Below are 24,465 nucleotides of genomic sequence, written 5' to 3'. Positions count from 1 at the left end.
GCTTATGGACGTTTCTGAACTGCTCGACGGTTTGAATGACAAACAGCGCGAGGCCGTTGCGGCGCCGCGCAGTAACCTGCTGGTGCTGGCGGGCGCGGGCAGCGGAAAAACACGCGTTCTGGTGCACCGCATCGCCTGGCTGCTGTCGGTAGAAAACTGCTCGCCGTACTCCATTATGGCCGTGACCTTTACCAACAAGGCAGCCGCAGAGATGCGCCACCGTATTGAGCAGCTCATTGGTACCAGCCAGGGGGGAATGTGGATAGGCACGTTCCACGGTCTGGCACACCGCCTGCTGCGCGCGCATCATCTCGACGCAGGCCTGCCGCAGGATTTCCAGATCCTCGACAGTGAAGACCAGCTGCGCCTGCTCAAGCGCCTGATTAAGGCGATGAACCTGGATGAGAAGCAGTGGCCAGCGCGCCAGGGCATGTGGTACATCAACGGCAAGAAAGATGAAGGTTTGCGGCCCAAGCATATTGAAAGCTACGGCAATCCGGTCGAACAAACCTGGCTGCGGATATACCAGGCCTACCAGGAAGCCTGCGATCGCGCCGGGCTGGTCGACTTTGCTGAACTGTTGCTGCGTGCTCACGAGCTGTGGTTAAACAAACCCCATATCCTGAATCATTACCGTGAGCGCTTCAGTAACATTCTGGTGGATGAGTTTCAGGATACCAACAATATTCAGTACGCCTGGATTCGCATGCTGGCGGGCGACAGCGGCAAAGTGATTATCGTGGGTGACGACGATCAGTCAATTTACGGCTGGCGCGGTGCGCAGGTCGAAAACATTCAGCGCTTTTTAAAGGATTTTCCCGGCGCGGATACCATTCGCCTGGAGCAAAACTACCGCTCGACCAACAACATTTTGAAGTCAGCGAATGCCCTGATCGCCAATAACAACGGCCGACTGGGGAAAGAACTGTGGACTGACGGCAGCGATGGTGAGCCCATTTCGGTTTACTGCGCCTTTAACGAGCTGGATGAATCCCGCTTTGTGGTCAACCGTATCAAGGCCTGGATGGAAAACGGCAATGCGCTGGCGGATTGCGCCATCCTGTATCGCAGCAATGCCCAATCGCGTGTGCTGGAAGAAGCCCTGCTACAGGCCAGCATGCCGTACCGTATCTATGGCGGTATGCGCTTTTTCGAACGTCAGGAAATCAAGGACGCGCTGGCTTATCTGCGACTGATGGCCAACCGCAACGATGACGCCGCCTTTGAGCGCGTGGTGAATACGCCAACGCGCGGTGTGGGCGACCGTACGCTGGATGTGGTGCGTCAGACGGCTCGGGAAAAGCAGATAACCTTATGGCAGGCAACGCGCGAGCTGCTTCAGTCGCGCGCCCTGGCCGGTCGTGCGGCCTCTGCGCTGCAACGCTTCTGTGAGTTAGTGGATTCGCTGGCAAGCGAAACCGTGGATATGCCGCTGCACGTGCAGACCGACAGAGTCATCAAGGATTCTGGCCTGTGGATCATGTACGAGCAGGAAAAGGGTGAAAAGGGCCAGGCCCGTATCGAAAACCTGGAAGAACTGGTGACGGCAACGCGCCAGTTCAGCTACCAGGATGAAGACGAAGATTTGATGCCGCTGCAGGCATTCCTTTCTCATGCGGCTCTCGAAGCCGGGGAAGGCCAGGCGGACAAATGGCAGGATGCGGTGCAGCTGATGACGTTGCACTCCGCGAAAGGCCTGGAGTTTAGCCAGGTGTTTATTGTCGGGATGGAAGAGGGCATGTTCCCGAGCCAGATGGCGCTGGATGAAGGCGGGCGACTGGAAGAAGAGCGTCGCCTTGCTTACGTCGGCGTCACGCGTGCCATGATGAAGCTGACCCTGACCTATGCGGAAACCCGCCGTCTTTACGGTAAAGAAGTCTACCATCGACCTTCACGTTTTATTGGCGAACTGCCTGAAGCCTGTATTGAAGAAGTCCGTTTACGCGCCAGTGTGACGCGACCGGTCAGTCATCAGCGCATGGGCACGCCGATCAGCAAAAACGACACGGGATTCGCCCTGGGGCAACGCGTTCGCCACGCCAAATTTGGTGAAGGCACTATTGTGAATCTCGAAGGCAGCGGAGAACACAGCCGCTTGCAGGTGGCGTTTCAGGGCCAGGGGATCAAGTGGCTGGTGGCCGCCTACGCTAAACTGGAAACCGTCTAGGCGCTGGTTGACGACTTTTTCGTCTCAGCGTAACATGCGCGCACTATTATCATGAGAGGACAATGCCTTGGACACGCCCAGTCGATGCTGGCTCATTAACCTGGTTTTCAGGAATAACATCTAAGGCTATCTCATTACGCTGGTAGCCTTAGCGGTTATCAGCGACCTCCCTTTTTAATCCGTCGCACGAGTCAGCACTGATTTATCCTTTATCCGTGTTCAGGTTCGCGGGTCTGCATTCAGACCGGCCGACAGCGTTGTCCCATAAAGTCTGCAATGGGGAGTCTTGCTATGCTGAGCGCATTTAAACTTGATAACAGTCGCCTGACGCGTCTGGAACTGGAAGATGAAAGCGATAAACTGACCACGTCAGTGTGGGTTGACCTGGTCGAGCCTGAAGAAGGCGAGCGCGACCGCGTGCAATCTGAACTGGGCCAGAGCCTGGCAACGCGCCCTGAACTGGAAGATATCGAAGCCTCGGCGCGTTTCTTCGAAGATGAAGACGGCCTGCACATTCACTCCTTCTTCTTTTTTGAAGATGCCGAAGATCACGCCGGTAACTCCACCGTTGCGTTTACCATCCGCGAAGGGCGTTTATATACGCTGCGCGAGCGCGAGCTTCCCGCTTTTCGTCTTTATCGAATGCGTGCCCGTAACCAGACATTGATCGATGGCAATGCCTATGAGCTGCTGCTTGATCTGTTCGAGACGAAAATCGAACAACTGGCAGATGAAATTGAGAACATTTACAGCGCACTGGAAAAGCTCAGCCGCGTCATCATGGAAGGCCAGCAGGGTGAGGAATACGACCAGGCACTCTCGCGTTTAGCCGAGCTGGAAGATATCGGCTGGAAGGTGCGCTTGTGTCTGATGGATACGCAGCGTGCGCTTAATTTTCTGGTCCGAAAAGCCCGTTTGCCGGGTAATCAGCTGGAGCAGGCGCGCGAGATCCTGCGCGATATCGAATCCCTGCTGCCCCACAATGAGTCGCTGTTTCAAAAGGTCAACTTCCTGATGCAGGCGGCGATGGGCTTTATCAACATAGAGCAGAACCGCATCATCAAGATCTTCTCGGTGGTATCCGTGGTTTTCCTGCCACCGACGCTGGTGGCATCCAGCTACGGCATGAACTTTGAGTTTATGCCTGAACTGAAGTGGAGCTTTGGCTATCCTGGCGCCATTTGCCTGATGATGCTTGCAGGCCTGGCACCTTATCTCTATTTCAAGCGTAAAAACTGGCTTTAATCATCAGCACGGGCTGTTAATACGGCCCATTTTGCTGGCCTGCCGCCTTAATTCTGCTACTCTAGCCGCTCAATTTTCATAATTGATTAATCATTCTATGGACGCTCTTTCGTTGCGCTGGCAATGGCTGCTGCTGTTAGTGTCATCTGTATTACTTGGCGCAATCTTCCAGTATTTTCACGTGCCGGCCGCCCTGTTGCTGGGACCCATGATCGTTGGCGTGGTCATGGGCCTGTCCGGTGCCACACTGCGTATTAACAAGCGGTTATTTCTGCTGTCGCAGGCGGTGCTGGGCTGCATGATTGCGCAAAGCCTGTCACCTTCTATCCTGACGCCGCTGCTGCAGGACTGGCCAGTCGTGTTAGCGGTCCTGCTGCTGACGCTGGCCGCCAGCGGGCTGTCGGGTTTTCTGCTGGTGCGTTTCAGCCAGCTTCCGGGCCCGACGGGCGCATGGGGATCTTCCCCTGGTGGTGCCTCTGCGATGGTCGCGATGGCGGGCGAATTTGGCGCGGACGTCCGGCTGGTTGCGTTCATGCAGTATCTGCGGGTGCTGTTTGTGGCGGGCGCGGCGGCCATGGTGGCGCGGATCGGGCTGGGCGACGGCGGTCATGCCGGCTCGCTGGTGTGGTTTCCGACGCTTAACAGCGGTTTCCTGGTGACAATGTGCCTGGTGGTTTGCAGCGCATGGCTTGGCCCATGGCTGCGTATCCCATCTGGCGCGTTACTGATACCTGCGCTGATCGGTGCAACCCTGCATTCAACCGGTACGGCGGTGCTTCAGATGCCAGAATGGCTGCTTGCCCTGGCGTACGCCATGATTGGCTGGAGCGTGGGGTTACGTTTCACCCGGCCGATCTTCAGACTGGCGTTAAGCACGCTGCCGCAGATGCTGCTGTCCATTTTTGGCCTGATGCTGCTGTGCGGTGGGCTGGCATGGATGTTAACCCGCGTGTTGCATATTGACCTGATGACGGCGTATCTCGCCACCAGCCCAGGCGGGCTGGACACGGTGGCGATTATCGCTGCCGGAAGCCGGGTAGATATGGCTTTTGTGATGGCGATGCAGACCCTGCGATTATTCACCATCTTACTGACCGGGCCGGCAATGGCGCGCTTTCTTTCACGCTTTGCGCATTCGGCTCCGCGCTGAAAACGCCACGGCATCCAGAATAAAGACCAGCAGAGCCAGCCAGATAAAACCAAAGGTTACCATTTTATCTGGCGTAACGGTTTCACCATAAAACAGCACCGCCAGCAAGAACATCAGCGTAGGGCCCAGATACTGAAAGAAGCCCACCGTTGACAGGCGCAGTCGGGTACAAGCCGCGGCGAAGAACATCAGCGGAATCGTGGTAACAATGCCTGCGGCGATCAGTAACAGGTTCAGGCTCATGGGGTTCGCGCTAAGGTGGCTGGTGCTGCTGTCAGCAAAGCCAAACAGATAGAGCGCGGCCAGCGGAAACAGCCACAGCGTCTCTATCAGCATGCCGCTCTGGGCATCGACCTGAATTTTCTTCCTCATCAGGCCATAAAACGCGAAGCTGAACGCCAGCCCTAAGGCAATCACCGGCACTGAGCCAAATTTCCACAGTTGCAGAAGCACGCCGCCAGCCGCCAGGGCGACCGCCAGCCACTGCAGGCGACGGAAACGTTCACGCAGGAAAATCATGCCAAACACAACGTTAATCAACGGGTTGATAAAATAGCCCAGGCTGGCTTCAAGCATATGCTGATTGTTCACCGCCCAGATAAACAGCAACCAGTTTCCCCCTACCGTTACCGCCGTAAGGGCCAGTAGCAGCACTTTTTTTGGCTGGCGCAGCACGCTTCTGACCTGTCCCCAACTGCGACTCAGGGTAATCAGTAACAACATGAACAGTGCTGACCAGATCACCCTGTGGGTCATGATTTCAGTCGCCGGTACGGCCTTCACTAATTTGAAGTAGGCGGGCGCAATGCCCCAAATAAAGTAAGCGCCAAGCGCAAAGCCGATGCCCTGACGGGTTTGCTGGGTATCCATAATTCATCCTGAAAATTTGTACTGTACCGGAGGTCACTGAAATACAGCGGCGTGACAGAGGGCCGCAATGGTAACGCAGTCCTCGTTATCTCTGTAGCCCGATCTGGCGATAATGCTGGGTCAGTCTTTCTCCTGCTCCAGCGCGCGCTGGCGAGAAAGGCAGATGGCCTGATGATTGTTATCTGCCCATGCAATTAATTGCTGCATGGGTTCGAGAAATGAACGGCCTAAATCCGTCAGGCTGTACTCAACGCGCGGCGGCACTTCCGGATAAAGTGTGCGCAGGATATAGCCATCCATTTCCAGCCGTTTCAGACTGCGTGACAGCACCTGACGGGCAACATCGCCAATATGACGGTGAAGTTCATTGAAACGTAAGGTCTGTTCGGCCAGCGCTTCGAGAATCAATAAACTCCATTTGTCGCCTATCCGGTCAAGCACATCCCGGATGGGGCAAGGTTGTTGATACGTAAAGGTTGCGGGTGAAGATTTGGGCATCGGGTCGGTTCCTGTGCATCGCTAAGCGTCACTTTCAGGTGATTAAGTCACTCTGGTGTGACTTCTTGTTATCCATTTTGCGCGAATGTAACATCCGTCACGACGTCAGTCTATTTTTGTGACCAGGTGTCTGAGCGAAACCCTGTATCGCATTCGACAGACGTCAGGCAATCCCTGTGTACTCAAAATCTGGTGCCTCGCGACCAGCGCTATGACGAACGATCAAGGAGAATAATGATGGTAGCTTTTCTGAAAGCCCTGTTGCTGGCGGCAGGTATCCTGACCGCGGGTGCAGTTTACGCGGCACAACCTGGCGAAGGCCGGGATATCAAGGTGGAAGAGGCCAATCGTGCACTGGTGATCCATTTCTATGATCAATTTTTTAATCACCACAAGGTCGCTGAAGCGGCCCGGGTTATCGCGGATAATTACCGTCAGCACAATCCCGGCGTGCCAAACGGCAAGGCACCGCTTGTTAACTTTTTTACCGACTATTTCAGGAAAAACCCGCAGTCAAAAGCACGCATCGTCCGAAGTGCGACCGATGGCGATTTGGTCTGGCTGCATGTTCACTCCACCAACGGTGAACACGATCGTGGCCAGGCCGTTACGGATATTTTTCGCGTGAAAAACGGCAAAATTGTCGAGCACTGGGATGTGATTCAGGCTGTACCGGCGACGTCGGCGAACACCAATACTATGTTTTGATTCAGGCAGGATAACGCGTGGCAGTACTCAAACGCTGCCACGCGTTCAGTTCTGTGATCAACCTGTCAGATAGGTGGCTGTGGCGGTCGCGATGTAAACGCCCTGATCATTGTGTAACTCCACCCGCGCCACAGAGACTTTATTGCCGGCACGCAGTAAACGACTGGTGGCGATAAAACGCTCGCCGCGACCGGGACGCAGATAGTCTACCCGCATATCAATCGTTCCCATGCGAGACAGTCGCTGGCGGAGCATTTCCTCACTGATTGTTTCCTCACGCGTCAAGGCATGACTGACGCACACCATGCCTGCCGCCACGTCCAGTACGGCGGCGGTGACCCCACCGTGGAGAATCTGTTGAGCGGCATTGCCGACCAGCATGGTTTTGTTCACAAAACTGATTTCAGCGTAGTCGGCGTCAAGGTGATCCAGTTCCAGACCAAGTGCCTGGTTAAACGGCATATGATAAATAAAAATTTCACCGACCAGGCGGCGAGCGTCCTGCTGAGTCAATAGCACGGATGACATTGTGTTTAGTCCTGAACAGCTGACAAATGAACTGTAGATGTTAATGAGTTGTTTATTCTATGCTTCGCTCGACAGGGTTTCCAGTTTAGGAAATCAGCGCTGATGTTCGCTCACATTTGTGTGTAGAATGTCCTGCTTTTTACAACACCCATTCGCTTTTATGAATACGCAGTTTCCATTGGAGAATCCTATGCGTAAGCATCGCGCCTTGCTGGCGGCAATGTTACTTCCTGCTTTGGCGCAGGCGGACGAAGCCACGATCAAACACGTTCACGATGCACCCCAGGTTCGTGGCAGCATTATTGCCAACCTGCTGGAGCAGCATGACAACCCGTTTGTGCTTTATCCTTACGAAAATAACTATCTGCTTTACACGTACACTAGCGACATTAATAAAGAGGCGATTTCCTCTTATAACTGGGCGCAGAATGCCCGTAAGGACGAAGTGAAATTCCAGCTTAGTCTGGCATTTCCACTGTGGCGCGGCATCCTGGGTGACAACTCCGTGTTAGCCGCGTCCTATACTCAGCGCTCATGGTGGCAGCTATCCAATAAAAAAGAGTCGTCGCCCTTCCGCGAGACAAACTATGAGCCGCAGATTTTCCTGGGCTGGGCGACCGATTATTCGTTTGCCGGCTGGACGCTACGTGATGTTGAAGTGGGCGTGAATCATCAGTCCAATGGCCGTAGCGATCCCACGTCACGAAGCTGGAACCGTGTGTATACCCGCCTGATGGCGCAAAACGGTAATTTCCTCGCAGAGATCAAACCCTGGTTCCGTATTTCTGAGAGCGCCAGCACGGACGATAACCCGGATATTACAAAATACATGGGCTACTACCGGGCGAAAGTGGGCTATGCGATGGGTGACAGCATTTTCAGCGTGGAAGGCAACTATAACTGGAATAGCGGTTACGGCGGCGCTACGCTGGGCTGGAGTTATCCCATCACCCAGCACGTGCGTTTTTACACCCAGCTTTTTAGCGGCTATGGTGAATCTCTCATTGACTATAACCACCGTCAGACTCGTTTAGGCGTAGGTGTGACCCTTAACGATTTGTTCTAACCAACCATTAAGTCAGGAATACAGTGGCAACCTCGGCAGTTCTTAATCAGGAAGCGTTGGCGCAGCAGGTATTGCAGGATACCTTCGGCTACCAGCAGTTTCGTCCCGGTCAGCAGACAATCATAAATGAAGCGCTGAGCGGGCGGGATTGCCTGGTGGTGATGCCGACCGGCGGCGGTAAATCACTCTGCTATCAGATTCCGGCGCTGGTGCGCGAGGGGCTGACACTGGTGGTGTCGCCACTCATCTCTCTGATGAAAGATCAGGTGGATCAGCTCCTGGCAAACGGCGTGGCCGCGGCCTGCCTGAACTCGACCATGACGCGCGAGCAGCAGCAGGTTGTCATGGCCGATTGCCGCAACGGGCGCGTGAAGCTGCTCTATATCGCGCCAGAACGTCTGATGATGGACAACTTTCTTGACAGTCTGGCGCACTGGCAGCCCTGTATGCTGGCCGTTGATGAGGCGCACTGTATTTCCCAATGGGGACATGATTTCCGACCGGAATATGGCGCGCTGGGACAGATGCGCCAGCGCTTTCCCGATCTGCCCGTCATGGCGCTGACAGCGACCGCTGACGAAACGACCCGTCTTGATATCATTAACCTGCTGCATATGCAGGATCCGCTGATTCAAATCAGCAGTTTTGACCGCCCCAATATTCGTTACACGCTGGTGGAAAAATTTAAACCCACTGAGCAGTTGCTGCGTTACGTACAGGATCAGCGCGGTAAATGCGGCATTATTTACTGTAACAGCCGGGCAAAAGTTGAGGATACCGCCGCACGTCTGCAAAGCCGGGGGTTAAGCGTTGGGGCATATCATGCCGGAATTGACAGCGCCCAGCGCGCCCGCGTACAGGAAGCGTTTCAGCGCGACGATTTGCAAATCGTGGTGGCGACCGTGGCATTTGGGATGGGCATCAACAAGCCTAACGTGCGTTTTGTGGTGCACTTTGATATTCCACGCAACATTGAATCCTATTATCAGGAAACAGGACGTGCCGGACGTGACGGCCTGCCGGCAGAAGCCATGATGCTCTACGATCCTGCTGATATGGCCTGGCTGCGCAAATGCCTGGAAGAGAAGCAGCCTGGCCCGTTACAGGATATTGAACGTCACAAGCTGAATGCGATGAATGCTTTTGCCGAAGCGCAGACCTGCCGTCGTTTGGTGCTGCTGAACTACTTTGGTGAAGGACGTCAGCAGCCCTGCGGGAACTGCGATATTTGCCTCGATCCGCCAAAGCGTTATGACGGCCTGGTGGAGGCCCAAAAGGCACTCTCCAGTATTTATCGCGTCGGCCAGCGCTTTGGTATGGGCTACATTGTCGAAGTATTGCGCGGTGCCAATAATCATCGCATCCGCGAACAGGGACACGACAAGCTGCCCGTTTATGGGCTGGGTAAAGAAAACAGCCACGAGCATTGGGTCAGCGTCCTGCGTCAGCTGATTCATCTGGGGCTGGTGACGCAAAACATCGCCATGCATTCTGCGCTGCAGCTAACTGAAGCGGCCCGACCGGTATTGCGTGGTGAAGTTCCGCTGATGCTGGCGGTGCCAAGACTGATTACCGCCAGACCGAAAAGCAGCGGGTCGGCCAAAGTGTATGGCGGCAACTACGACCGCAAGCTGTTTGCCAAGCTGCGTAAACTGCGTAAAGCGATAGCCGACGAAGAGAATATTCCGCCCTACGTTGTGTTTAACGATGCAACCTTGCTGGAGATGGCAGAGCAGATGCCGGTGAGCGCCTCAGAAATGCTCAGCGTGAACGGCGTGGGGCACCGCAAACTGGAACGTTTCGGTAAGCCGTTTTTGCTGATGATTAAAGAACATCTCGATGAAGAGTAAAGAGGAGTTACCATGTTGATTTTGTTCGGCACGATTGCCCTGGTCCATCTTGTTGCCCTGATGAGTCCCGGCCCGGATTTCTTTTTTGTCTCGCAAACCGCCGCCAGCCGTTCGCGCAAAGAAGCGATGTTGGGCGTTCTGGGCATTACCCTGGCGGTCATGATCTGGGCCGCGGTAGCGTTGATGGGCCTGCATCTGATTTTGCAAAAGATGGCCTGGCTACACCAAATCATCATGGTCGGTGGCGGACTCTATCTACTATGGATGGGTTGGCAGTTAATTGGCTCAGCCCGTCAGCGCCACAAACAGCCCGTACAGCAGGAACCTGTCGTCGAACTGCCCAGGAAAGGCATGAGCTTTATTAAAGGCCTGCTGACCAACCTGTCGAATCCCAAAGCGGTTATCTACTTTGGTAGCGTCTTTTCCTTGTTTATCGGTAACGATGTGGGGGGGCTGGAACGCTGGGGGCTGTTCGTCCTGATAAGCGTTGAAACCTTCGCCTGGTTTTCTCTGGTCGCGGCTGTTTTTGCCCTGCCGTGGATGCGGGATAAGTATCAACGTGCTGCGAAGTGGGTAGACGGTGTTGCGGGCGTGCTGTTTGCCGGTTTTGGCATTCATCTGATCCTGTCGCGCTGATAGCCGGTTACCGGACACGTCAGTCGTTACGGCAAGCTGCCGACAGCGTCACTGTCGTGCGGCAGCCTCCGCCGGTTCAGGCGATACGTCTGGCGCTGGCCAGCAGTCCCCCAATCGCGATGAATAAGCCGCCGAAAATGCGGTTCATTAGCTTCATCTGCCTGGGCCCTTTGATCCATCCTGCAATGCGCGTGGCTAATGTGGCATAGCCAATCATGACGATGATATCCACCAGAACGGTTGTGACGCCCAGCACCAGATACTGCAGCATCAGCGGCTGGTGAGGCAGGATAAACTGGGGAAACAGCGCCGCCAGAAACACAATGCTTTTGGGATTCGTCAGGTTCACCATTACTGCCCGCTTGAACAGGCGACGACGCGGCATGGCTTTCGACATAGCGTTGAGGTCAATCGCGCCCGCAGTGCGCCACTGTTGGATGCCCAACCAGACCAGATAGCCTGCACCGGCCCACTTTAAAATCTCAAACGCCAGCAGCGACTGGGAAAAAAGCGCCCCAAGACCGATCCCCACCAGGGCGATATGCAGGGCAAGACCAACCTGCAGGCCTGAAATAGACGCGACCGCACCACGATAACCGTGGCTGATGCCCGTGCTCATGGTGTTAATGGCACCAGAGCCGGGTGAAAGGCTAAGAATTGTGGTGGTAAGAAGATAAGTCAGCCACCATTCGATGGTCATGGGTTGTACTCCCTGTCACGTCTGAAGTGTGACACAATACGCCAGAATGCTGCGCAGGGCTATGGACATCATGCGGCCGTTCAGACTCTTTTTTTCCGGCAATCAGGAGGGCGGATGAAGCAACACAGAGCAAGCTGGCTGCAACGCGAAAAGGCCTTCGCTGCCTTCGCGACCGGCCCACTGCTTGATTTCTGGCACAGCCGTGAAGAGTGTGAATTTACCGGTGTTGAGAATCTGACCTTACGTTACGTTCGGTTCATTTCACCGCAACACAAGCGCGTGATTGTAATCGTTCCCGGGCGCATTGAGAGCTATGTTAAATATCCCGAGCTGGCCTACGATCTGTTTCACTGTGGGTTCGATGTGATCGTGCTCGATCACCGTGGTCAGGGGCGATCCGATCGGCTGCTGGATGATTCGCATCTTGGACATGTGGTGGAGTTTTCCCACTATGTCGATGACCTTGAAACGCTCTATCTGAAAGAGATTGTGAGCCGTCATTATCAACAACGTTATGCGTTGGCGCATTCAATGGGGGGCGCAATTCTGGCCCTGTTCCTGGCGCGTCAGCCTGGCGCGTTTCACGCTGCGGCTCTGGTTGCGCCGATGTTTGGCATCGCGCTGCCGTTACCCTCTTTTCTGGCGCATAAGATCCTCGATTGGGCAGAGAAACGACCTGCCGTTCGCGATGGCTATGCATTAGGCACGGGGCGCTGGCGGGCTCATCCCTTTGGCATTAACCGTCTGACGCACAGTCATGAACGTTATCGTCGCAGCCTGCGTTTTTATGCGGACGACCCGGCGATTCGTGTTGGCGGTCCCACCTATCACTGGGTACGGGAAGGCATTCATGCCGGACGCAACATATTCAGTCAGGTTGATAAGATAACGACGCCGCTATTGCTGCTTCAGGCAAGCGAAGACAGCGTGGTGGATAACCGCTCACAAGATCTGTTTTGCGCCGCCATGGCGGCAGCCGGTCATCCCTGTGAGGGCGATAAGCCCCAGGTTATTAAAGGTGCACGCCACGAGATTCTGTTTGAAAAAGACAGCATGCGTGCCGAAGCATTGAATGGGATCGTCGATTTCTTTTTATCGCATCACTAGTTATCCGTTTACATTACCGGCTACGGCCAACCGACACAGATACCCGAGGTTTTCATGTACCACATTGTTGTGTCCGACCTGGACGGCACACTGCTCTCTCCCGAACACCGCCTCACGCCTGATGCCCGAGAAACGTTGCAGCAGCTGGTGGCAAAAGGCATTCACTTTATTTTCGCCACGGGCCGCCATCACATTGATGTTGGACAAATGCGCGACAAGCTGGGGATTCCGGCGTATATGATTACGTCAAACGGTGCCCGCGTGCATAATCCAGCCGGCGAACTGATTTTTAGCCATAACCTGGATTGGGATATCGCCCAGGACCTGTTCGGCCTGCAGTACCATCATCCGGAAGTGCTGACCCATGTTTATCGTGACGATGAGTGGTTTGTCAGCCGCTGCAGTCCGGCAGAGAAAGATTATTTTCGCGAATCTGATTTTCATTATCAGGTTTATGAACCGGGCATATTGCCCACTGACGGCATCAGCAAAGTCTTTTTCACCTGCGAAGAGCCTGAACACCTTATTCCAATGGAGCTGGCGATTGAAGCGCGTTGGGGAGACAGGGTCAACGTCAGTTTTTCACTGCCCACCTGTCTGGAAGTGATGGCGGGCGGCGTCTCAAAAGGCCACGCGCTCGAATCTGTGGCAAAACAGTTAGGCTTTACGCTGAAAGACTGTATTGCCTTTGGTGATGGTATGAACGACGTCGAAATGCTGAGTATGGCGGGCAAGGGCTGCATTATGGCTAATGCGCACCAGCGCCTGAAAGATACCCTGCCAGAGCTGGAAGTGATTGGCAGCAATGTTGAGGATGCCGTGCCGGCGACGCTCAGAAAGTTGTATTTATCGTAGTGCGCCTGAGCAGAAGGCCGGTTAACCGGCCTTCTGACGGCTAGGCCAGTTTTTGCTTGTGTTTATGCTCGCTGACCATAGTGAGCAGCAACAAAATCACTGCCAGCACACAGCCCACAATCATGACTAAAAATCCGCCATCCCAGCCAAAATAGTCCACCGTGTAACCCACAATGGCGCTGGCTGCAACCGATCCTCCCAGATAACCGAACAGCCCGGTAAAGCCCGCGGCCGTCCCGGCGGCTTTTTTCGGCGCCAGCTCCAGCGCGTGGAGTCCTATCAGCATCACCGGCCCGTAGATCAGGAAGCCAATAATAATCATACAGGCCATGTCCACACCGGGATGACCCGGCGGATTTAACCAGTAAACCACCGTTGCGATGGTCACCAGCGTCATAAAGAACACGCCCGTCGCGCCACGGTTTCCGCGAAACACCTTATCGGACATCCAGCCGCACAGTAGCGTGCCAGGGATCCCCGCATACTCATAGAAGAAGTAAGCCCAGGACGACTTATCCAGCGTGAAGTGTTTCACCTCTTTGAGGTAAGTCGGTGACCAGTCCAGAATGCCGTAACGCAGCAGATAAACAAACACGTTTGCCAGGGCGATATACCAAAGTAATTTATTCGGCAGAACATACTTCATGAAGATTTGTTTCGCCGTGAACTCTTCTTCATGGCTTTCGTTGTAGTCAGCCGGATAATCGTTTTTGTAGGCCTCGATGGGCGGCAGACCGCAGGACTGCGGCGTATCCCGCATCAGGGCAAAGGCCAGGATGGCAATGACAATGGCGCCAAAGGCCGGCATATAAAGGGCCGCCTTCCAGTCGTTAAACCAGGCCATTCCCAGCAGAAACAGCAGGGGAGGAATGCCGCCGCCGACGTTATGGGCACAGTTCCACACCGAGACAATGCCGCCGCGTTCCTTTTGCGACCACCAGTGCACCATAGTGCGTCCGCAGGGTGGCCAGCCCATTCCCTGAAACCAGCCACAAATAAACAACAGCACAAACATCACCATGATGCTGGAGGTTGCCCAGGGAACAAACCCCATGAACAGCATCACGAAAGCGGCCAGGATCAATCCTGCGGGTAAAAAGACCCGTGGATTAGAGCGGTCGGACACCGAGCCCATAATAAACTTGGAAAAGCCGTAAGCGATGGAGATACCGGAAAGCGCAAACCCCAGATCGCCTCGTGAGAAACCCTGTTCAACCAGATAAGGCATGGCCAGGGCAAAATTCTTTCTGACGAGGTAGTAAGCCGCATAGCCAAAGAAAATACCGATAAAGATTTGCCAACGCAGGCGGCGGTAGAGTGGATCGATACGATCCTCTGCCACCTGAGGCTGGTGTGGTGCAGGTTTAAAAATACTTAACATTAGGGTGGCCCTCCGGGCGCATTATGGTTTTGATTCCCAGCAGGTTGGGTCGAAAGAAAAAAGGGTGCTCGCAATGCACCATTTCGCGCAGAGAATAGACAGAGGCGGACTGGGTTACTGTGATGAATGACAAATTTGTTACAGTTTTATTACAGTAAGGCGCGAAAATGCCAGGCAGATGCGCTTTTTCGCCCATTTTTAACCTCAGGCATGCTCTCCTGAGCGGATAAAAGTCGGGGTGAGGGATTGTTGCCTGATCGCCTGGTAAATAACCAGATGTCAACCAGATAATGCAGCTCTGATTCAGGACATTGTTTACACTGACGCTCTGTTTATTTCGGGGTTGTTACCGTGCTTTTATTGATTGTTACTACCATTCTGTGGGCATTCTCCTTTAGCCTGATCGGTGAATACCTTGCCGGGCAAGTGGACAGCTGGTTTTCAGTGCTGATGCGCCTGGCGCTGGCCGCCATTGTGTTTCTGCCGTTCCTGCGCTGGCGCGGCTATCGGCCTTCGACGCTCTTGCTCTATATGCTGGTAGGGATGTTGCAGCTGGGCATTATGTATTTGCTGAGTTTTGAAGCCTATCTGTATCTGAGCGTGTCAGAATTCCTGCTGTTCACCGTGATGACGCCGCTGTATGTCACCTTAATCTACGACCTGATAAGCCGAAGGCCCCTGCGCGTGGGCTACATTTTCAGTGCGCTGCTGGCCGTTGCTGGCGCGGCAATCATTCGTTATGACAAAGTCAGCGATAACTTCTGGTTTGGTCTGCTGCTGGTCCAGTTGGCGAATATCTGCTTCGCGGCGGGGATGGTGGGCTACAAACGTTTGCAGGAAACCCGTCCAATGCCGCAACATACGGCGTTTTCATGGTTTTATCTGGGCGCGGTTCTGATTGCGATCGTTGCCTGGGCAGCCTGGGGCAATCCCCATAAATTGCCTACCACGACGCTGCAATGGGGCATTCTGGTCTGGCTGGGCGTCGCGGCTTCGGGGCTGGGCTACTTTATGTGGAACTACGGCGCGACGCAGGTCGATGCCGGCACGTTGGGCATTATGAATAACATGCACGTTCCGGCCGGCTTATTGGTGAACCTGGCGATATGGCAGCAAAAACCGCACTGGCCAAGCTTTATCGCAGGAGCCATCGTGATTATGGCGTCGCTGTGGGTCCATAAGCGCTGGGTGGTAGGCAACAGCGCAAGATAGTCCGGGGCGGGCCTTGCCAGCGAGTAAACCGTAGCGGGAGAGGAATGCAGTGCATCTGGGCTGGAAACAGGCTGTGAACGCCCCTGAGCCTGACCGGAAGCAGACCGCATGACAGGCGAGCTGCTTCCGGTCAGGGCGTTTCTGATTAAGCGGGTTTACCTGTGGCGGGGCGATGAATCATCGTCAGCCCTTTAAGAAAATTACGCAGAATCTGGTCACCGCACTCGCGGTAGTTTTTATGATCCGGTTTGCGGAAGATTGCGCCAATCTCAGCCTGAGAGACCGTAAAGTTGGCTTTTTTCAGCACGTCAGGAATGTCGGTAGTTTTCAAATCAAACGCGATGCGCAGCTTTTTCATAAAGATATTGTTGTTCATCTTGCGCTCGATGGAGGGCGCAGGCGCGTCTTCACTTTTTCCGCGGCGATGAAAAATTAAACCGTTAAGAAAATATCCCATCACCACATCGGGGCAGGGTCGAAACGCCGCATCCTCATCTTTCTTCAGCCAACTGGTGATGTCCGCCTGAGCCACTTCACATTCAGCCAGCGCAAAAATCGCCACCATTTTGGCATCGTTCAGATCGAGCATATAGCGCACGCTGCGCAGAATATCGTTGTTAGTCATGGTGAGATCTTCTCATGGTAAATCGACAGGCTGCGCATTATAGGGGATTTTGCCTGCTATCGCGCAGCTTTGTCACTCACGCGATAAAACCTTCGCAGGATGCGCGGCGTCCCTGACAAAGGGCAGATGCTCGCAGGCATGCTGACGGGCAAAACGCATAAACGCTTCCAGTACCGGCTGGCGCTGTTCACCGTCGCGTACAGCGGCGTAAAGACGACTCCATAACCCTTCGCCCAGCGTTTTGGTGATCACCAGGCCCTGTTTTTCAAAACTTTCGACGACCCAGTGCGGCAGCGCAGCAATCCCCATGCGCGCCGAGACCATTTGAATCATCAGCAGCGTGTTATCGACATTCTTGAGCGCCGGACTGATCCCCGCAGGTTGCAGAAAGTGGCGCCAGATATCCAGGCGCTGGCGCTGTACCGGATAAATCATTAGCACTTCATCCGCCAGGTCTTCAGGTGAAATGTGTTCAACCTGCGCCAGAGGGTGATCTGGCGCCAGCACCAGGCGGACTTCGAAATCAAACATAGGTGAATAGAACAAGCCTGAGCGCGGCAGGATATCCGACGTCAATACAATATCCAGTTCGCCCTGCTGCAGCGCGGGCTGCGGATCAAAGGTTACGCCCGATTTAAAATCCATCATCACCTGGGGCCAGCTCTGACGAAACTTATCTAAAGCCGGTGTCAGCCACTGAATGCAACTGTGGCATTCGATCGCGACGCGCAGCGTGGTCTGATGCGGTTCGTGGCAGGCCTGAAGCGCCTGCTGAATTTGCGGCAGTATCTGCTCTGCCAGCTGCAATAAAATTTCGCCCTGCGGGGTAAAACGCAGTGGCTGACTTTTACGAACAAACAAACGAAATCCCAGCCGCTGTTCCAGATCGCTGAACTGATGTGATAACGCCGACTGTGTCTGATGAAGCTGAGCCGCAGCAGCAGCCAGCGAGCCCGTATTCTGCAGAGCCTGAAGCGTCCGGAGGTGTTTGAATTCGATCATGAGAGTCCTTCACATCGAAGCTGAATAATTTGCGCTTGAGCGACATACAGTACCCGCAGAATATAGCGGTGTAAACATCTGGACGGCTAAACATCTTTGGCGACCCGCCAAAGCCGAAGACTTTCTGGAGAATAGTGAATGACTATCTTAAATCATACTCTCGGTTTTCCACGTATTGGTCTGCGTCGCGAGCTGAAAAAAGCACTTGAAAGCTACTGGGCTGGCAACAGCACGCAGGAAGAATTACAGGCGGTGGGTCGCGAACTGCGTGCGCGCCACTGGCAACAACAAAAAGCGGCTGGCGTCGATAAAGTGCCGGTGGGCGATTTTGCCTGGTACGATCATATTCTGACGACCAGCCTGATGCTGGGCAACGTGCCTGCTCGCCATCGAAATCAGGACGGATCGATTGATCTGGATACGCTGTTCCGCCTGGGCCGGGGGCGTGCACCGACGGGTGAGCCAGCCGCGGCGGCAGAAATGACAAAATGGTTCAACACGAACTATCACTACATCGTGCCAGAATTCACGCAAGGTCAGTCGTTTTCTTTAACCTGGACCCAACTGCTGGATGAAGTGGACGAGGCGCTGGCGCTGGGTCATAACGTTAAGCCTGTGTTGTCAGGACCGTTAACCTACCTCTGGCTGGGTAAGGTAAAAGGAGAACCCTTTAATCGTCTGTCACTACTGAACGATATTCTGCCCGTTTACCAGCGGGTCCTGACCGAACTGAACGCGCGCGGCGTTGAGTGGGTACAGATTGATGAACCCGTCCTGGCGCTGGAACTGCCACAGGAATGGCGCGAGGCCTTCAAAGTGGCTTACGCTGCGTTAAACGGGCAGGTCAACCTGCTGCTGACCACCTACTTCGACAGTATCGGCCAGAATCTGGATATTATCCGCACGTTGCCAGTGCAGGGCCTGCATGTGGATCTGGTGCAGGGGCAAGATGATATCCGGCAGGTGAACCAACAACTGCCCGCAGACTGGGTGTTATCTGTCGGCGTGATCAATGGCCGCAACGTCTGGCGTGCCGATCTCAGCCGTTGGTTTGAGCGCCTGCAGCCGCTGATCGCCTCACGTGAACACCTGTGGATTGGCACGTCATGCTCGTTGCTGCACAGCCCCATTGATCTGAGTGTGGAAACCCGTCTGGACGAGGAGGTGAAAAGCTGGTTTGCCTTTGCCTTGCAAAAATGTGATGAGCTGTCGCTACTGAGTACGGCGCTTCGCCGCAACGATCCCGCATCGCTGAAGGAATGGAGCGCACCGGTTCAGGCACGTGCGCATTCCCGCCGCGTCCACAACGCGGCTGTCGCACTGCGTCTGACAAATGTTCAGGCCAAAGACACCGAACGTGCCAGCCCTTACGCCGGGCGTGCCAGCACACAACGTCAGCGTTTCAACCTGCCCGCCTGGCCAACCACCACCATCGGTTCCTTCCCGCAGACCACTGAAATTCGTGGATTACGACTCGACTTCAAAAAAGGCGCGATTGATCGCGCGCATTACCGTACCGGTATCGCGGAACACATTAAGCAGGCGATAGCTGAGCAGGAGCGTTTGGGACTGGACGTGCTGGTTCACGGCGAGGCGGAACGCAACGATATGGTGGAATACTTTGGCGAGAACCTGGACGGCTTCGTCTTTACACAAAATGGTTGGGTACAAAGCTACGGTTCACGTTGTGTTAAACCGCCGGTCATTATTGGTGATGTCAGCCGTCCTGAAGCCATTACCGTGGCGTGGGCAACCTATGCGCAGTCCCTGACTGACAAGCCGGTAAAAGGTATGTTGACCGGCCCGGTGACCATTCTCTGTTGGTCATTCCCGCGGGAGGATGTATCACGTGAAACAATCGCCAAACAGATTGCACTGGCGCTGCGGGATGAAGTTGCGGATCTGGAACACGCCGGCATTGGCATTATTCAGATTGATGAGCCCGCACTGCGTGAAGGATTGCCGCTGCATCAATCCGACTGGGCAGATTATCTGCGCTGGGCCGTGGGGGCGTTTCGGTTAACCGCCGCTGTCGCGAAAGACGAGACGCAGATTCACACGCATATGTGTTACTGCGAGTTTAACGACATTATGGCATCCATTGCGGCACTGGATGCGGATGTGATTACCATCGAAACCTCACGTTCCGATATGGATTTGCTGGATGCATTCAACGCATTTGAGTATCCGAATGAAATCGGGCCCGGCGTGTACGATATTCACTCCCCCAATGTACCCGACGTCGAGTGGATAGAAAATCTGTTACGCAAGGCCGCACAGCGTATCCCTGAGGAACGTCTGTGGGTGAATCCGGACTGCGGCCTGAAAACCCGCGGCTGGCGCGAAACCCGACAGGCGCTGGCTAACATGGTCAAAGCGGCAAGAAACCTGCGGGGCGAAACCGCCTGATTTCCTGGTGTTGTGTCAATACGTTGTCAGTATGTTGGGGCGCCTGAGCGCCCCTTTTTTCAGTCACTTCGCGGGGGCAACGCCGTATTGCGCAAACCAGGCTAACATGCGCGCCCAGCCATCGGTGGCCGATTCGGCGTGATAGCTTGGACGATAGTCGGCGTTAAAAGCATGTCCGGCCTCGGGATAAACAATGATCTCAGCTTTGGCATTGGCCGCGTGCAGTGCCTGGCGCATCTGCTCGACGCTCTCCAGCGGAATGCCGTCATCCTGACCTCCATACAACCCCAGCACGGGCGCGTTTAGATCAACGGCGATATCGATAGGATGTTTTTGCTGCTTCATGGTTTTTTCACCCACCAGGCGACCATACCAGGCTACGGCGGCGCGCAGTTGCGGGTTGTGCGCGGCATAAAGCCAGCTGATGCGTCCGCCCCAGCAGAAACCGGTAATCCCCATGCGGCGAATATCTCCCCCGTTACGGGCAGCCCAGTTCGCCGCGTGATCGAGATCTGCCAGCACCTGGCTGTCGGGCACTTTACTGACCAGCTCTTTGAACAGGGTAGGGATGTCGTTGTAATCGTTGGGATCGCCTTCACGGAAGTACAGTTCTGGCGCGACGGCCAGATAGCCCTCCAGCGCCAGCCGACGGCAAATGTCGCGAATATGTTCGTGAACGCCAAAAATTTCCTGTACCACCAGCACGACCGGCAACGGACCTTCTGCTGACTGCGGCTTCGCATAAAACGCCGGCAGGTTTTCACCCTGGCTCGGAATGGAGGTTTCCCCCGCATGGATGTTGGCGCTGTCGGTAATAATGGTGGTCGCTGCTGTGGGCTGAACTGCCGGAGCAAACGCGCCTGCAGCTGATTTTTGTGTCATATTATCTTCGGTTTTCATCGTTCTCTCCGTGCAAGCATAGGCGCAATCACGTAACTATAGCCTGGCCACCCATGACAGGTACCGGGCATTGAGTAACAGAGCTGTTAACCAATAAAATTACACTTCTCTTTAACATTCCCGCGATAGCTCCCACATCACCATATGTAGCAATACGCAAGGCGAGAGATGGATGTGTGATCTAAATCACCTTATTTTTCTTTGAGAATGTAACTTTCATTTTCTTAAGTGAATTTAGTCACATATTTACCTCGCCCGGTGACGTAAAGTGGCGTAAAAATTTTCCTTAACCCGGAGTCTGATATGACACAGTCTGACGTATTCCATCTTGGCCTGACTAAAGCTGACCTGCAGGGGGCAACGCTGGCCATTGTTCCTGGCGATCCAGAGCGCGTGAAAAAGATTGCCGGACTGATGGAAGATGCACAGCATCTTGCTTCCCATCGCGAGTTCACCACCTGGCTGGCGAAGCTGGATGGCAAACCGGTTGTTGTGTGTTCGACAGGTATTGGCGGACCTTCTACATCGATTGCCGTTGAGGAACTGGCACAGCTTGGCGTGCGTACGTTCCTGCGCGTGGGAACCACTGGGGCGATTCAGCCCCATATCAACGTCGGCGATGTTTTGGTCACCACAGCATCAGTGCGCCTGGACGGTGCCAGCCTGCATTTCGCTCCCATGGCGTTTCCGGCAGTGGCGGACTTTACCTGTACGACGGCATTAGTCGCGGCGGCGGAAGCCTGTGGTGCTAAAACCCATATCGGTATTACGGCCTCTTCTGACACCTTTTACCCGGGTCAGGAACGATACGATACCTTTTCAGGCCGTGTCGTAAAAAGCTTCCAGGGCTCTATGCAGGAGTGGCAGCAGATGGGCGTGTTGAACTACGAGATGGAGTCGGCGACCCTGTTAACCATGTGTGCCAGCCAGGGGCTGAGAGCCGGGATGGTAGCGGGCGTTATCGTCAACCGCACCCAAAAAGAGATTCCGGATGCCGTCACGATGAAGCAGACGGAAAGCGACGCGGTGAAAATCGTGGTGGAAGCCGCGCGCCGTTTACTGTAATTCCCCTGTTTTAACAGACAGGCCCGTGATCGGGCCTGTCTGTCCTGCCACTCACAAGCCTTTGCGTCGCCTCTTCCAACGCCAGCAAATATATCTGGACATTCATACAGTGCGAATTTACCTTTTCCTTCATTAGCCTGACCAGCGGGGAAAATATGGATCAGCACATCATTATCTACATCTGCCTGGCGCTTGCCGGCCTTGGTGTGGGCTGGATACTGGCGCAAATGCGGGTCGGCCATCAGCTGGCCAGCTTTTCTACAGAACGTCGCCTGCTAAAAGAGGGACAACAGCGTCAGCAGCTGCATATCGACCAGCTCCAGCAACAGGTGCAGCAGCGTGAACAGGAGCTGAGACAGCTTCATGGCGCGTTAAGCGGGGCTAATGAGCGCCTGCAACAGCTCGACTACTGGCGCAACGAGAGCGAACAACTCACCCGTGAATTTCGTAATCAGCTCGAAGTGAACAGCGCGCAGGAAGCAGAGCTGCGCGAGGTCACGATTCGTCTGGAAGAAACCCGCTTTGCAGCAGAAGAAAAACAGCGACTGCTGACAAACAGCGAGCAGCGACTCAGCGCGCAGTTTGAAAATCTGGCCAACCGTATTTTTGAAAACAGTGGACGTCGGGTTGATGAGCAGAATCGTCAAAGTCTTAACAGCCTGATAGGGCCGCTCCGGGAGCAGCTTGACGGGTTTCGCCGCCAGGTGAATGAAAGCTTCGGTGCCGAAGCCCGTGAGCGCCACACGCTCACTCACGAGATTCGTCAGCTGCAGCAGTTAAATGCCCAGATGGCTCAGGAGGCGCTTAACCTCACGAAGGCGCTCAAAGGCGACAATAAAATTCAGGGCAACTGGGGCGAAGTGGTACTGAGCCGGGTGCTGGAAGCTTCTGGGCTGCGTGAAGGCTATGAGTACGACATTCAGGTCAGCATGCAGAATGAACAGCAAAGCCGGATGCAGCCGGATGTGATTGTTCGCCTGCCACAGGGAAAAGATGTGGTTATCGACGCTAAAATGACGCTGGTGGCCTACGAGCGTTATTTTAATGCCGATGACGATGTGGAACGCGAGCAGGCTATTCAGGAACATGTCAGCGCCATGCGCGGGCACATTCGCCTGCTGGGCCGCAAAGATTATCAACAATTGCCCGGTTTACGCTCGCTGGATTATGTGTTGATGTTTATTCCTGTTGAGCCGGCCTTCCTGTTGGCTATCGATCGTCAGCCCGAACTCATCAGTGAAGCTCTGCAGCAGAACATCATGCTGGTCAGCCCGACTACGCTGCTGGTGGCGCTGCGGACGATTAATAATCTCTGGCGCTATGAGCACCAGAGTCGTAATGCACAGCGCATTGCAGAGCGGGCCTCCAGACTGTATGACAAAATGCGGCTGTTTGTAGACGATATGAGCGGGATTGGTCACAGCCTTGATAAGGCGCAGAACAGCTATCGCGAGGCGATGAAGAAACTGGCAGAGGGGCGCGGCAACCTTATCGCCCAGGCTGAAGGTTTTCGCGATCTGGGTGTAGAAGTCAAACGCGCCATTAACCCGCACCTGGTTGAACAAGCTATGCCTGAGAATGAGCACGACAGTGAGCAAAATGACAAGGACAACGCAGACGAAAGTCATGAGCGGGTTCGGCACCTCCGCGAATAAGAAGGTCACCAGCGTGCCTGACCTCTATGACTCTGATACACTTCAGTGAGTATTGTTTGTGGAGCAGGTAAAACCGATGGCAGATGAATCACAGCAGGAAACTACCCATTTTGGCTTTCAGACGGTCGCCAAAAGCGAGAAAGCCGATAAAGTCGCGGACGTGTTTCACTCCGTAGCGGCAAAATATGACCTGATGAACGATTTAATGTCGTTTGGCGTTCATCGAGTCTGGAAGCGTTTTACCATTGACAGCAGCGGCGTGCGCCGTGGTCAGCGCGTGCTGGATCTGGCGGGTGGAACCGGCGATCTTACCGCGAAATTTTCGCGTCTGGTGGGTGAAACCGGTCAGGTTGTGCTGGCTGACATTAACAGCTCAATGCTGAAAATGGGCCGGGAAAAACTGCGTAATCTGGGCGTGGTAGGCAACGTCAGCTATGTGCAGGCCAACGCCGAAGCATTGCCGTTTCCTGATAACTATTTTGACTGCATCACTATTTCGTTCGGTTTGCGTAACGTGACTGAAAAAGAGAAGGCACTGGCCTCGATGTTTCGCGTGCTGAAGCCAGGTGGACGTTTACTGGTGCTGGAGTTTTCTAAACCTGTTATCGAGCCCCTTAGCAAAGCTTACGATGCTTACTCGTTCCATATTTTGCCCCGTATTGGGCAACTGGTCGCCCAGGACGCAGAAAGCTATCGCTACCTTGCTGAGTCAATTCGCATGCATCCCGATCAGGAAACCCTGAAAGCGATGATGAATGACGTGGGATTCGAAAACACGACCTATTCCAACATGACGGGTGGGATTGTGGCGCTGCATCGTGGGTTTAAATTTTAAC

Annotated in this window: 23 protein-coding genes; 15 read left to right on the top strand and 8 right to left on the bottom strand. The window is 54.4% G+C overall.

Annotation, left to right across the window (positions count from 1 at the left end; translation table 11 throughout):
- Positions 1–4 precede the first annotated feature (4 nt).
- The 4 genes from uvrD (at position 5) to NXS97_RS12410 (ending at position 4,562) form a co-directional block, all read left to right on the top strand.
- On the top strand, positions 5–2,167 hold the full coding sequence (gene uvrD / locus NXS97_RS12420) for a DNA helicase II (RefSeq protein ID WP_019106246.1): 2,163 nt from the start codon (positions 5–7) through the stop codon (positions 2,165–2,167).
- A gap of 67 nt (positions 2,168–2,234) precedes the next feature.
- Complete coding sequence (gene ysgD / locus NXS97_RS23320; RefSeq protein WP_349887138.1) at positions 2,235–2,291, top strand: YsgD/CorL family protein; 57 nt, start codon at positions 2,235–2,237, stop codon at positions 2,289–2,291.
- 167 nt (positions 2,292–2,458) lie between these two features.
- Positions 2,459–3,412 carry a magnesium/cobalt transporter CorA gene (gene corA, locus NXS97_RS12415; RefSeq protein ID WP_014606985.1) on the top strand — a complete coding sequence of 318 codons (954 nt, stop codon included), beginning with the start codon at positions 2,459–2,461 and terminating at the stop codon, positions 3,410–3,412.
- A 97-nt stretch (positions 3,413–3,509) separates the two neighbouring features.
- Complete coding sequence (locus NXS97_RS12410; RefSeq protein ID WP_014595015.1) at positions 3,510–4,562, top strand: AbrB family transcriptional regulator; 1,053 nt, start codon at positions 3,510–3,512, stop codon at positions 4,560–4,562.
- On the opposite strand, the gene rarD is transcribed toward NXS97_RS12410, so the two are convergent.
- Positions 4,533–5,432, bottom strand: a complete 900-nt coding sequence (rarD, locus tag NXS97_RS12405) for an EamA family transporter RarD (protein ID WP_014595016.1) — start codon at positions 5,430–5,432, stop codon at positions 4,533–4,535. The genes NXS97_RS12410 and rarD overlap by 30 nt on opposite strands.
- A 120-nt stretch (positions 5,433–5,552) precedes the next feature.
- Positions 5,553–5,930 carry a helix-turn-helix domain-containing protein gene (locus NXS97_RS12400; protein WP_013024078.1) on the bottom strand — a complete coding sequence of 126 codons (378 nt, stop codon included), beginning with the start codon at positions 5,928–5,930 and terminating at the stop codon, positions 5,553–5,555.
- Positions 5,931–6,164: 234 nt separating this feature from the next.
- Here NXS97_RS12400 and NXS97_RS12395 point away from each other — a divergent pair, with 234 nt between their 5' ends.
- Entirely contained in the window at positions 6,165–6,638 is a 474-nt protein-coding gene (locus tag NXS97_RS12395; protein WP_116220144.1) for an ester cyclase, read from the top strand.
- 57 nt (positions 6,639–6,695) lie between these two features.
- Here the strand turns inward: NXS97_RS12395 and NXS97_RS12390 are convergent, their stop codons facing one another.
- Positions 6,696–7,166 (bottom strand): thioesterase family protein, encoded by a 471-nt coding sequence (locus NXS97_RS12390; RefSeq protein ID WP_014595018.1) that lies wholly within the window; start codon positions 7,164–7,166, stop codon positions 6,696–6,698.
- A 190-nt stretch (positions 7,167–7,356) separates the two neighbouring features.
- Here NXS97_RS12390 and pldA point away from each other — a divergent pair, with 190 nt between their 5' ends.
- The 3 genes from pldA to rhtC are packed head-to-tail and all read left to right on the top strand — an operon-like array spanning position 7,357 to position 10,718.
- The gene (gene pldA / locus NXS97_RS12385) at positions 7,357–8,232 is read left to right on the top strand and encodes a phospholipase A (protein WP_014606982.1); all 876 of its coding nucleotides are present in this window, start codon (positions 7,357–7,359) and stop codon (positions 8,230–8,232) included.
- 23 nt (positions 8,233–8,255) lie between these two features.
- Positions 8,256–10,082, top strand: a complete 1,827-nt coding sequence (recQ, locus tag NXS97_RS12380; RefSeq protein WP_013024082.1) for an ATP-dependent DNA helicase RecQ — start codon at positions 8,256–8,258, stop codon at positions 10,080–10,082.
- A gap of 12 nt (positions 10,083–10,094) precedes the next feature.
- Positions 10,095–10,718 carry a threonine export protein RhtC gene (rhtC, locus tag NXS97_RS12375; protein ID WP_013024083.1) on the top strand — a complete coding sequence of 208 codons (624 nt, stop codon included), beginning with the start codon at positions 10,095–10,097 and terminating at the stop codon, positions 10,716–10,718.
- A gap of 76 nt (positions 10,719–10,794) precedes the next feature.
- Here the strand turns inward: rhtC and rhtB are convergent, their stop codons facing one another.
- Positions 10,795–11,418: a homoserine/homoserine lactone efflux protein gene (gene rhtB, locus NXS97_RS12370; protein ID WP_013024084.1), complete on the bottom strand. Its 624-nt coding sequence runs from the start codon at positions 11,416–11,418 to the stop codon at positions 10,795–10,797.
- A gap of 114 nt (positions 11,419–11,532) precedes the next feature.
- Here rhtB and pldB point away from each other — a divergent pair, with 114 nt between their 5' ends.
- Together pldB and yigL are read left to right on the top strand one after the other, a co-directional pair.
- Positions 11,533–12,525: a lysophospholipase L2 gene (gene pldB / locus NXS97_RS12365; RefSeq protein WP_014595021.1), complete on the top strand. Its 993-nt coding sequence runs from the start codon at positions 11,533–11,535 to the stop codon at positions 12,523–12,525.
- A 54-nt stretch (positions 12,526–12,579) separates the two neighbouring features.
- Positions 12,580–13,380, top strand: coding sequence for a sugar/pyridoxal phosphate phosphatase YigL (gene yigL / locus NXS97_RS12360; protein WP_013024086.1), 801 nt, complete (start codon positions 12,580–12,582; stop codon positions 13,378–13,380).
- A 40-nt stretch (positions 13,381–13,420) separates the two neighbouring features.
- Here yigL and glpT read toward each other — a convergent pair whose 3' ends face one another.
- The gene (glpT, locus tag NXS97_RS12355) at positions 13,421–14,761 is read right to left on the bottom strand and encodes a glycerol-3-phosphate transporter (RefSeq protein WP_013024087.1); all 1,341 of its coding nucleotides are present in this window, start codon (positions 14,759–14,761) and stop codon (positions 13,421–13,423) included.
- Positions 14,762–15,112: 351 nt separating this feature from the next.
- On the opposite strand from glpT, the gene NXS97_RS12350 reads away from it, so the two are divergent.
- Positions 15,113–15,973 (top strand): carboxylate/amino acid/amine transporter, encoded by an 861-nt coding sequence (locus tag NXS97_RS12350; protein ID WP_013024088.1) that lies wholly within the window; start codon positions 15,113–15,115, stop codon positions 15,971–15,973.
- A 145-nt stretch (positions 15,974–16,118) separates the two neighbouring features.
- Here NXS97_RS12350 and NXS97_RS12345 read toward each other — a convergent pair whose 3' ends face one another.
- Together NXS97_RS12345 and metR are read right to left on the bottom strand one after the other, a co-directional pair.
- Positions 16,119–16,598, bottom strand: a complete 480-nt coding sequence (locus tag NXS97_RS12345; RefSeq protein WP_013024089.1) for a DUF1456 family protein — start codon at positions 16,596–16,598, stop codon at positions 16,119–16,121.
- Positions 16,599–16,670: 72 nt separating this feature from the next.
- Positions 16,671–17,600 (bottom strand): HTH-type transcriptional regulator MetR, encoded by a 930-nt coding sequence (gene metR / locus NXS97_RS12340; protein WP_022623771.1) that lies wholly within the window; start codon positions 17,598–17,600, stop codon positions 16,671–16,673.
- 138 nt (positions 17,601–17,738) lie between these two features.
- On the opposite strand from metR, the gene metE reads away from it, so the two are divergent.
- The gene (metE, locus tag NXS97_RS12335; protein WP_116220143.1) at positions 17,739–20,009 is read left to right on the top strand and encodes a 5-methyltetrahydropteroyltriglutamate--homocysteine S-methyltransferase; all 2,271 of its coding nucleotides are present in this window, start codon (positions 17,739–17,741) and stop codon (positions 20,007–20,009) included.
- 63 nt (positions 20,010–20,072) lie between these two features.
- Here metE and NXS97_RS12330 read toward each other — a convergent pair whose 3' ends face one another.
- A complete protein-coding gene (locus NXS97_RS12330; RefSeq protein WP_013024092.1) occupies positions 20,073–20,909 on the bottom strand; it encodes a dienelactone hydrolase family protein in 837 nt (278 codons plus the stop codon).
- Positions 20,910–21,212: 303 nt separating this feature from the next.
- Between NXS97_RS12330 and udp the strand changes: the two genes are divergently transcribed.
- The 3 genes from udp (at position 21,213) to ubiE (ending at position 24,464) form a co-directional block, all read left to right on the top strand.
- On the top strand, positions 21,213–21,974 hold the full coding sequence (gene udp, locus NXS97_RS12325) for a uridine phosphorylase (protein WP_014606979.1): 762 nt from the start codon (positions 21,213–21,215) through the stop codon (positions 21,972–21,974).
- Between the two features lie 155 nt (positions 21,975–22,129).
- Positions 22,130–23,629 (top strand): DNA recombination protein RmuC, encoded by a 1,500-nt coding sequence (gene rmuC, locus NXS97_RS12320; protein ID WP_116220142.1) that lies wholly within the window; start codon positions 22,130–22,132, stop codon positions 23,627–23,629.
- A 76-nt stretch (positions 23,630–23,705) separates the two neighbouring features.
- Positions 23,706–24,464, top strand: coding sequence for a bifunctional demethylmenaquinone methyltransferase/2-methoxy-6-polyprenyl-1,4-benzoquinol methylase UbiE (gene ubiE / locus NXS97_RS12315; protein ID WP_014595026.1), 759 nt, complete (start codon positions 23,706–23,708; stop codon positions 24,462–24,464).
- Position 24,465 lies beyond the last annotated feature (1 nt).

Source organism: Pantoea sp. B623 (genome assembly GCF_024814475.1).
Lineage (GTDB): Bacteria > Pseudomonadota > Gammaproteobacteria > Enterobacterales > Enterobacteriaceae > Pantoea > Pantoea ananatis.
This window is presented reverse-complemented; position numbering and strand designations above follow the sequence as displayed.

What these genes read in the sequence shown, in the direction of transcription:
- uvrD (WP_019106246.1), top strand. Translation starts at nt 5, where the DNA reads ATGGACGTTTCTGAACTGCTCGACGGTTTGAATGACAAACAGCGCGAG.
- corA (WP_014606985.1), top strand. Translation starts at nt 2,459, where the DNA reads ATGCTGAGCGCATTTAAACTTGATAACAGTCGCCTGACGCGTCTGGAA.
- NXS97_RS12410 (WP_014595015.1), top strand. Translation starts at nt 3,510, where the DNA reads ATGGACGCTCTTTCGTTGCGCTGGCAATGGCTGCTGCTGTTAGTGTCA.
- rarD (WP_014595016.1), bottom strand. Translation starts at nt 5,432, where the DNA reads ATGGATACCCAGCAAACCCGTCAGGGCATCGGCTTTGCGCTTGGCGCT.
- NXS97_RS12400 (WP_013024078.1), bottom strand. Translation starts at nt 5,930, where the DNA reads ATGCCCAAATCTTCACCCGCAACCTTTACGTATCAACAACCTTGCCCC.
- NXS97_RS12395 (WP_116220144.1), top strand. Translation starts at nt 6,165, where the DNA reads ATGATGGTAGCTTTTCTGAAAGCCCTGTTGCTGGCGGCAGGTATCCTG.
- NXS97_RS12390 (WP_014595018.1), bottom strand. Translation starts at nt 7,166, where the DNA reads ATGTCATCCGTGCTATTGACTCAGCAGGACGCTCGCCGCCTGGTCGGT.
- pldA (WP_014606982.1), top strand. Translation starts at nt 7,357, where the DNA reads ATGCGTAAGCATCGCGCCTTGCTGGCGGCAATGTTACTTCCTGCTTTG.
- rhtC (WP_013024083.1), top strand. Translation starts at nt 10,095, where the DNA reads ATGTTGATTTTGTTCGGCACGATTGCCCTGGTCCATCTTGTTGCCCTG.
- rhtB (WP_013024084.1), bottom strand. Translation starts at nt 11,418, where the DNA reads ATGACCATCGAATGGTGGCTGACTTATCTTCTTACCACCACAATTCTT.
- pldB (WP_014595021.1), top strand. Translation starts at nt 11,533, where the DNA reads ATGAAGCAACACAGAGCAAGCTGGCTGCAACGCGAAAAGGCCTTCGCT.
- yigL (WP_013024086.1), top strand. Translation starts at nt 12,580, where the DNA reads ATGTACCACATTGTTGTGTCCGACCTGGACGGCACACTGCTCTCTCCC.
- glpT (WP_013024087.1), bottom strand. Translation starts at nt 14,761, where the DNA reads ATGTTAAGTATTTTTAAACCTGCACCACACCAGCCTCAGGTGGCAGAG.
- NXS97_RS12345 (WP_013024089.1), bottom strand. Translation starts at nt 16,598, where the DNA reads ATGACTAACAACGATATTCTGCGCAGCGTGCGCTATATGCTCGATCTG.
- metR (WP_022623771.1), bottom strand. Translation starts at nt 17,600, where the DNA reads ATGATCGAATTCAAACACCTCCGGACGCTTCAGGCTCTGCAGAATACG.
- metE (WP_116220143.1), top strand. Translation starts at nt 17,739, where the DNA reads ATGACTATCTTAAATCATACTCTCGGTTTTCCACGTATTGGTCTGCGT.
- NXS97_RS12330 (WP_013024092.1), bottom strand. Translation starts at nt 20,909, where the DNA reads ATGAAAACCGAAGATAATATGACACAAAAATCAGCTGCAGGCGCGTTT.
- udp (WP_014606979.1), top strand. Translation starts at nt 21,213, where the DNA reads ATGACACAGTCTGACGTATTCCATCTTGGCCTGACTAAAGCTGACCTG.
- rmuC (WP_116220142.1), top strand. Translation starts at nt 22,130, where the DNA reads ATGGATCAGCACATCATTATCTACATCTGCCTGGCGCTTGCCGGCCTT.
- ubiE (WP_014595026.1), top strand. Translation starts at nt 23,706, where the DNA reads ATGGCAGATGAATCACAGCAGGAAACTACCCATTTTGGCTTTCAGACG.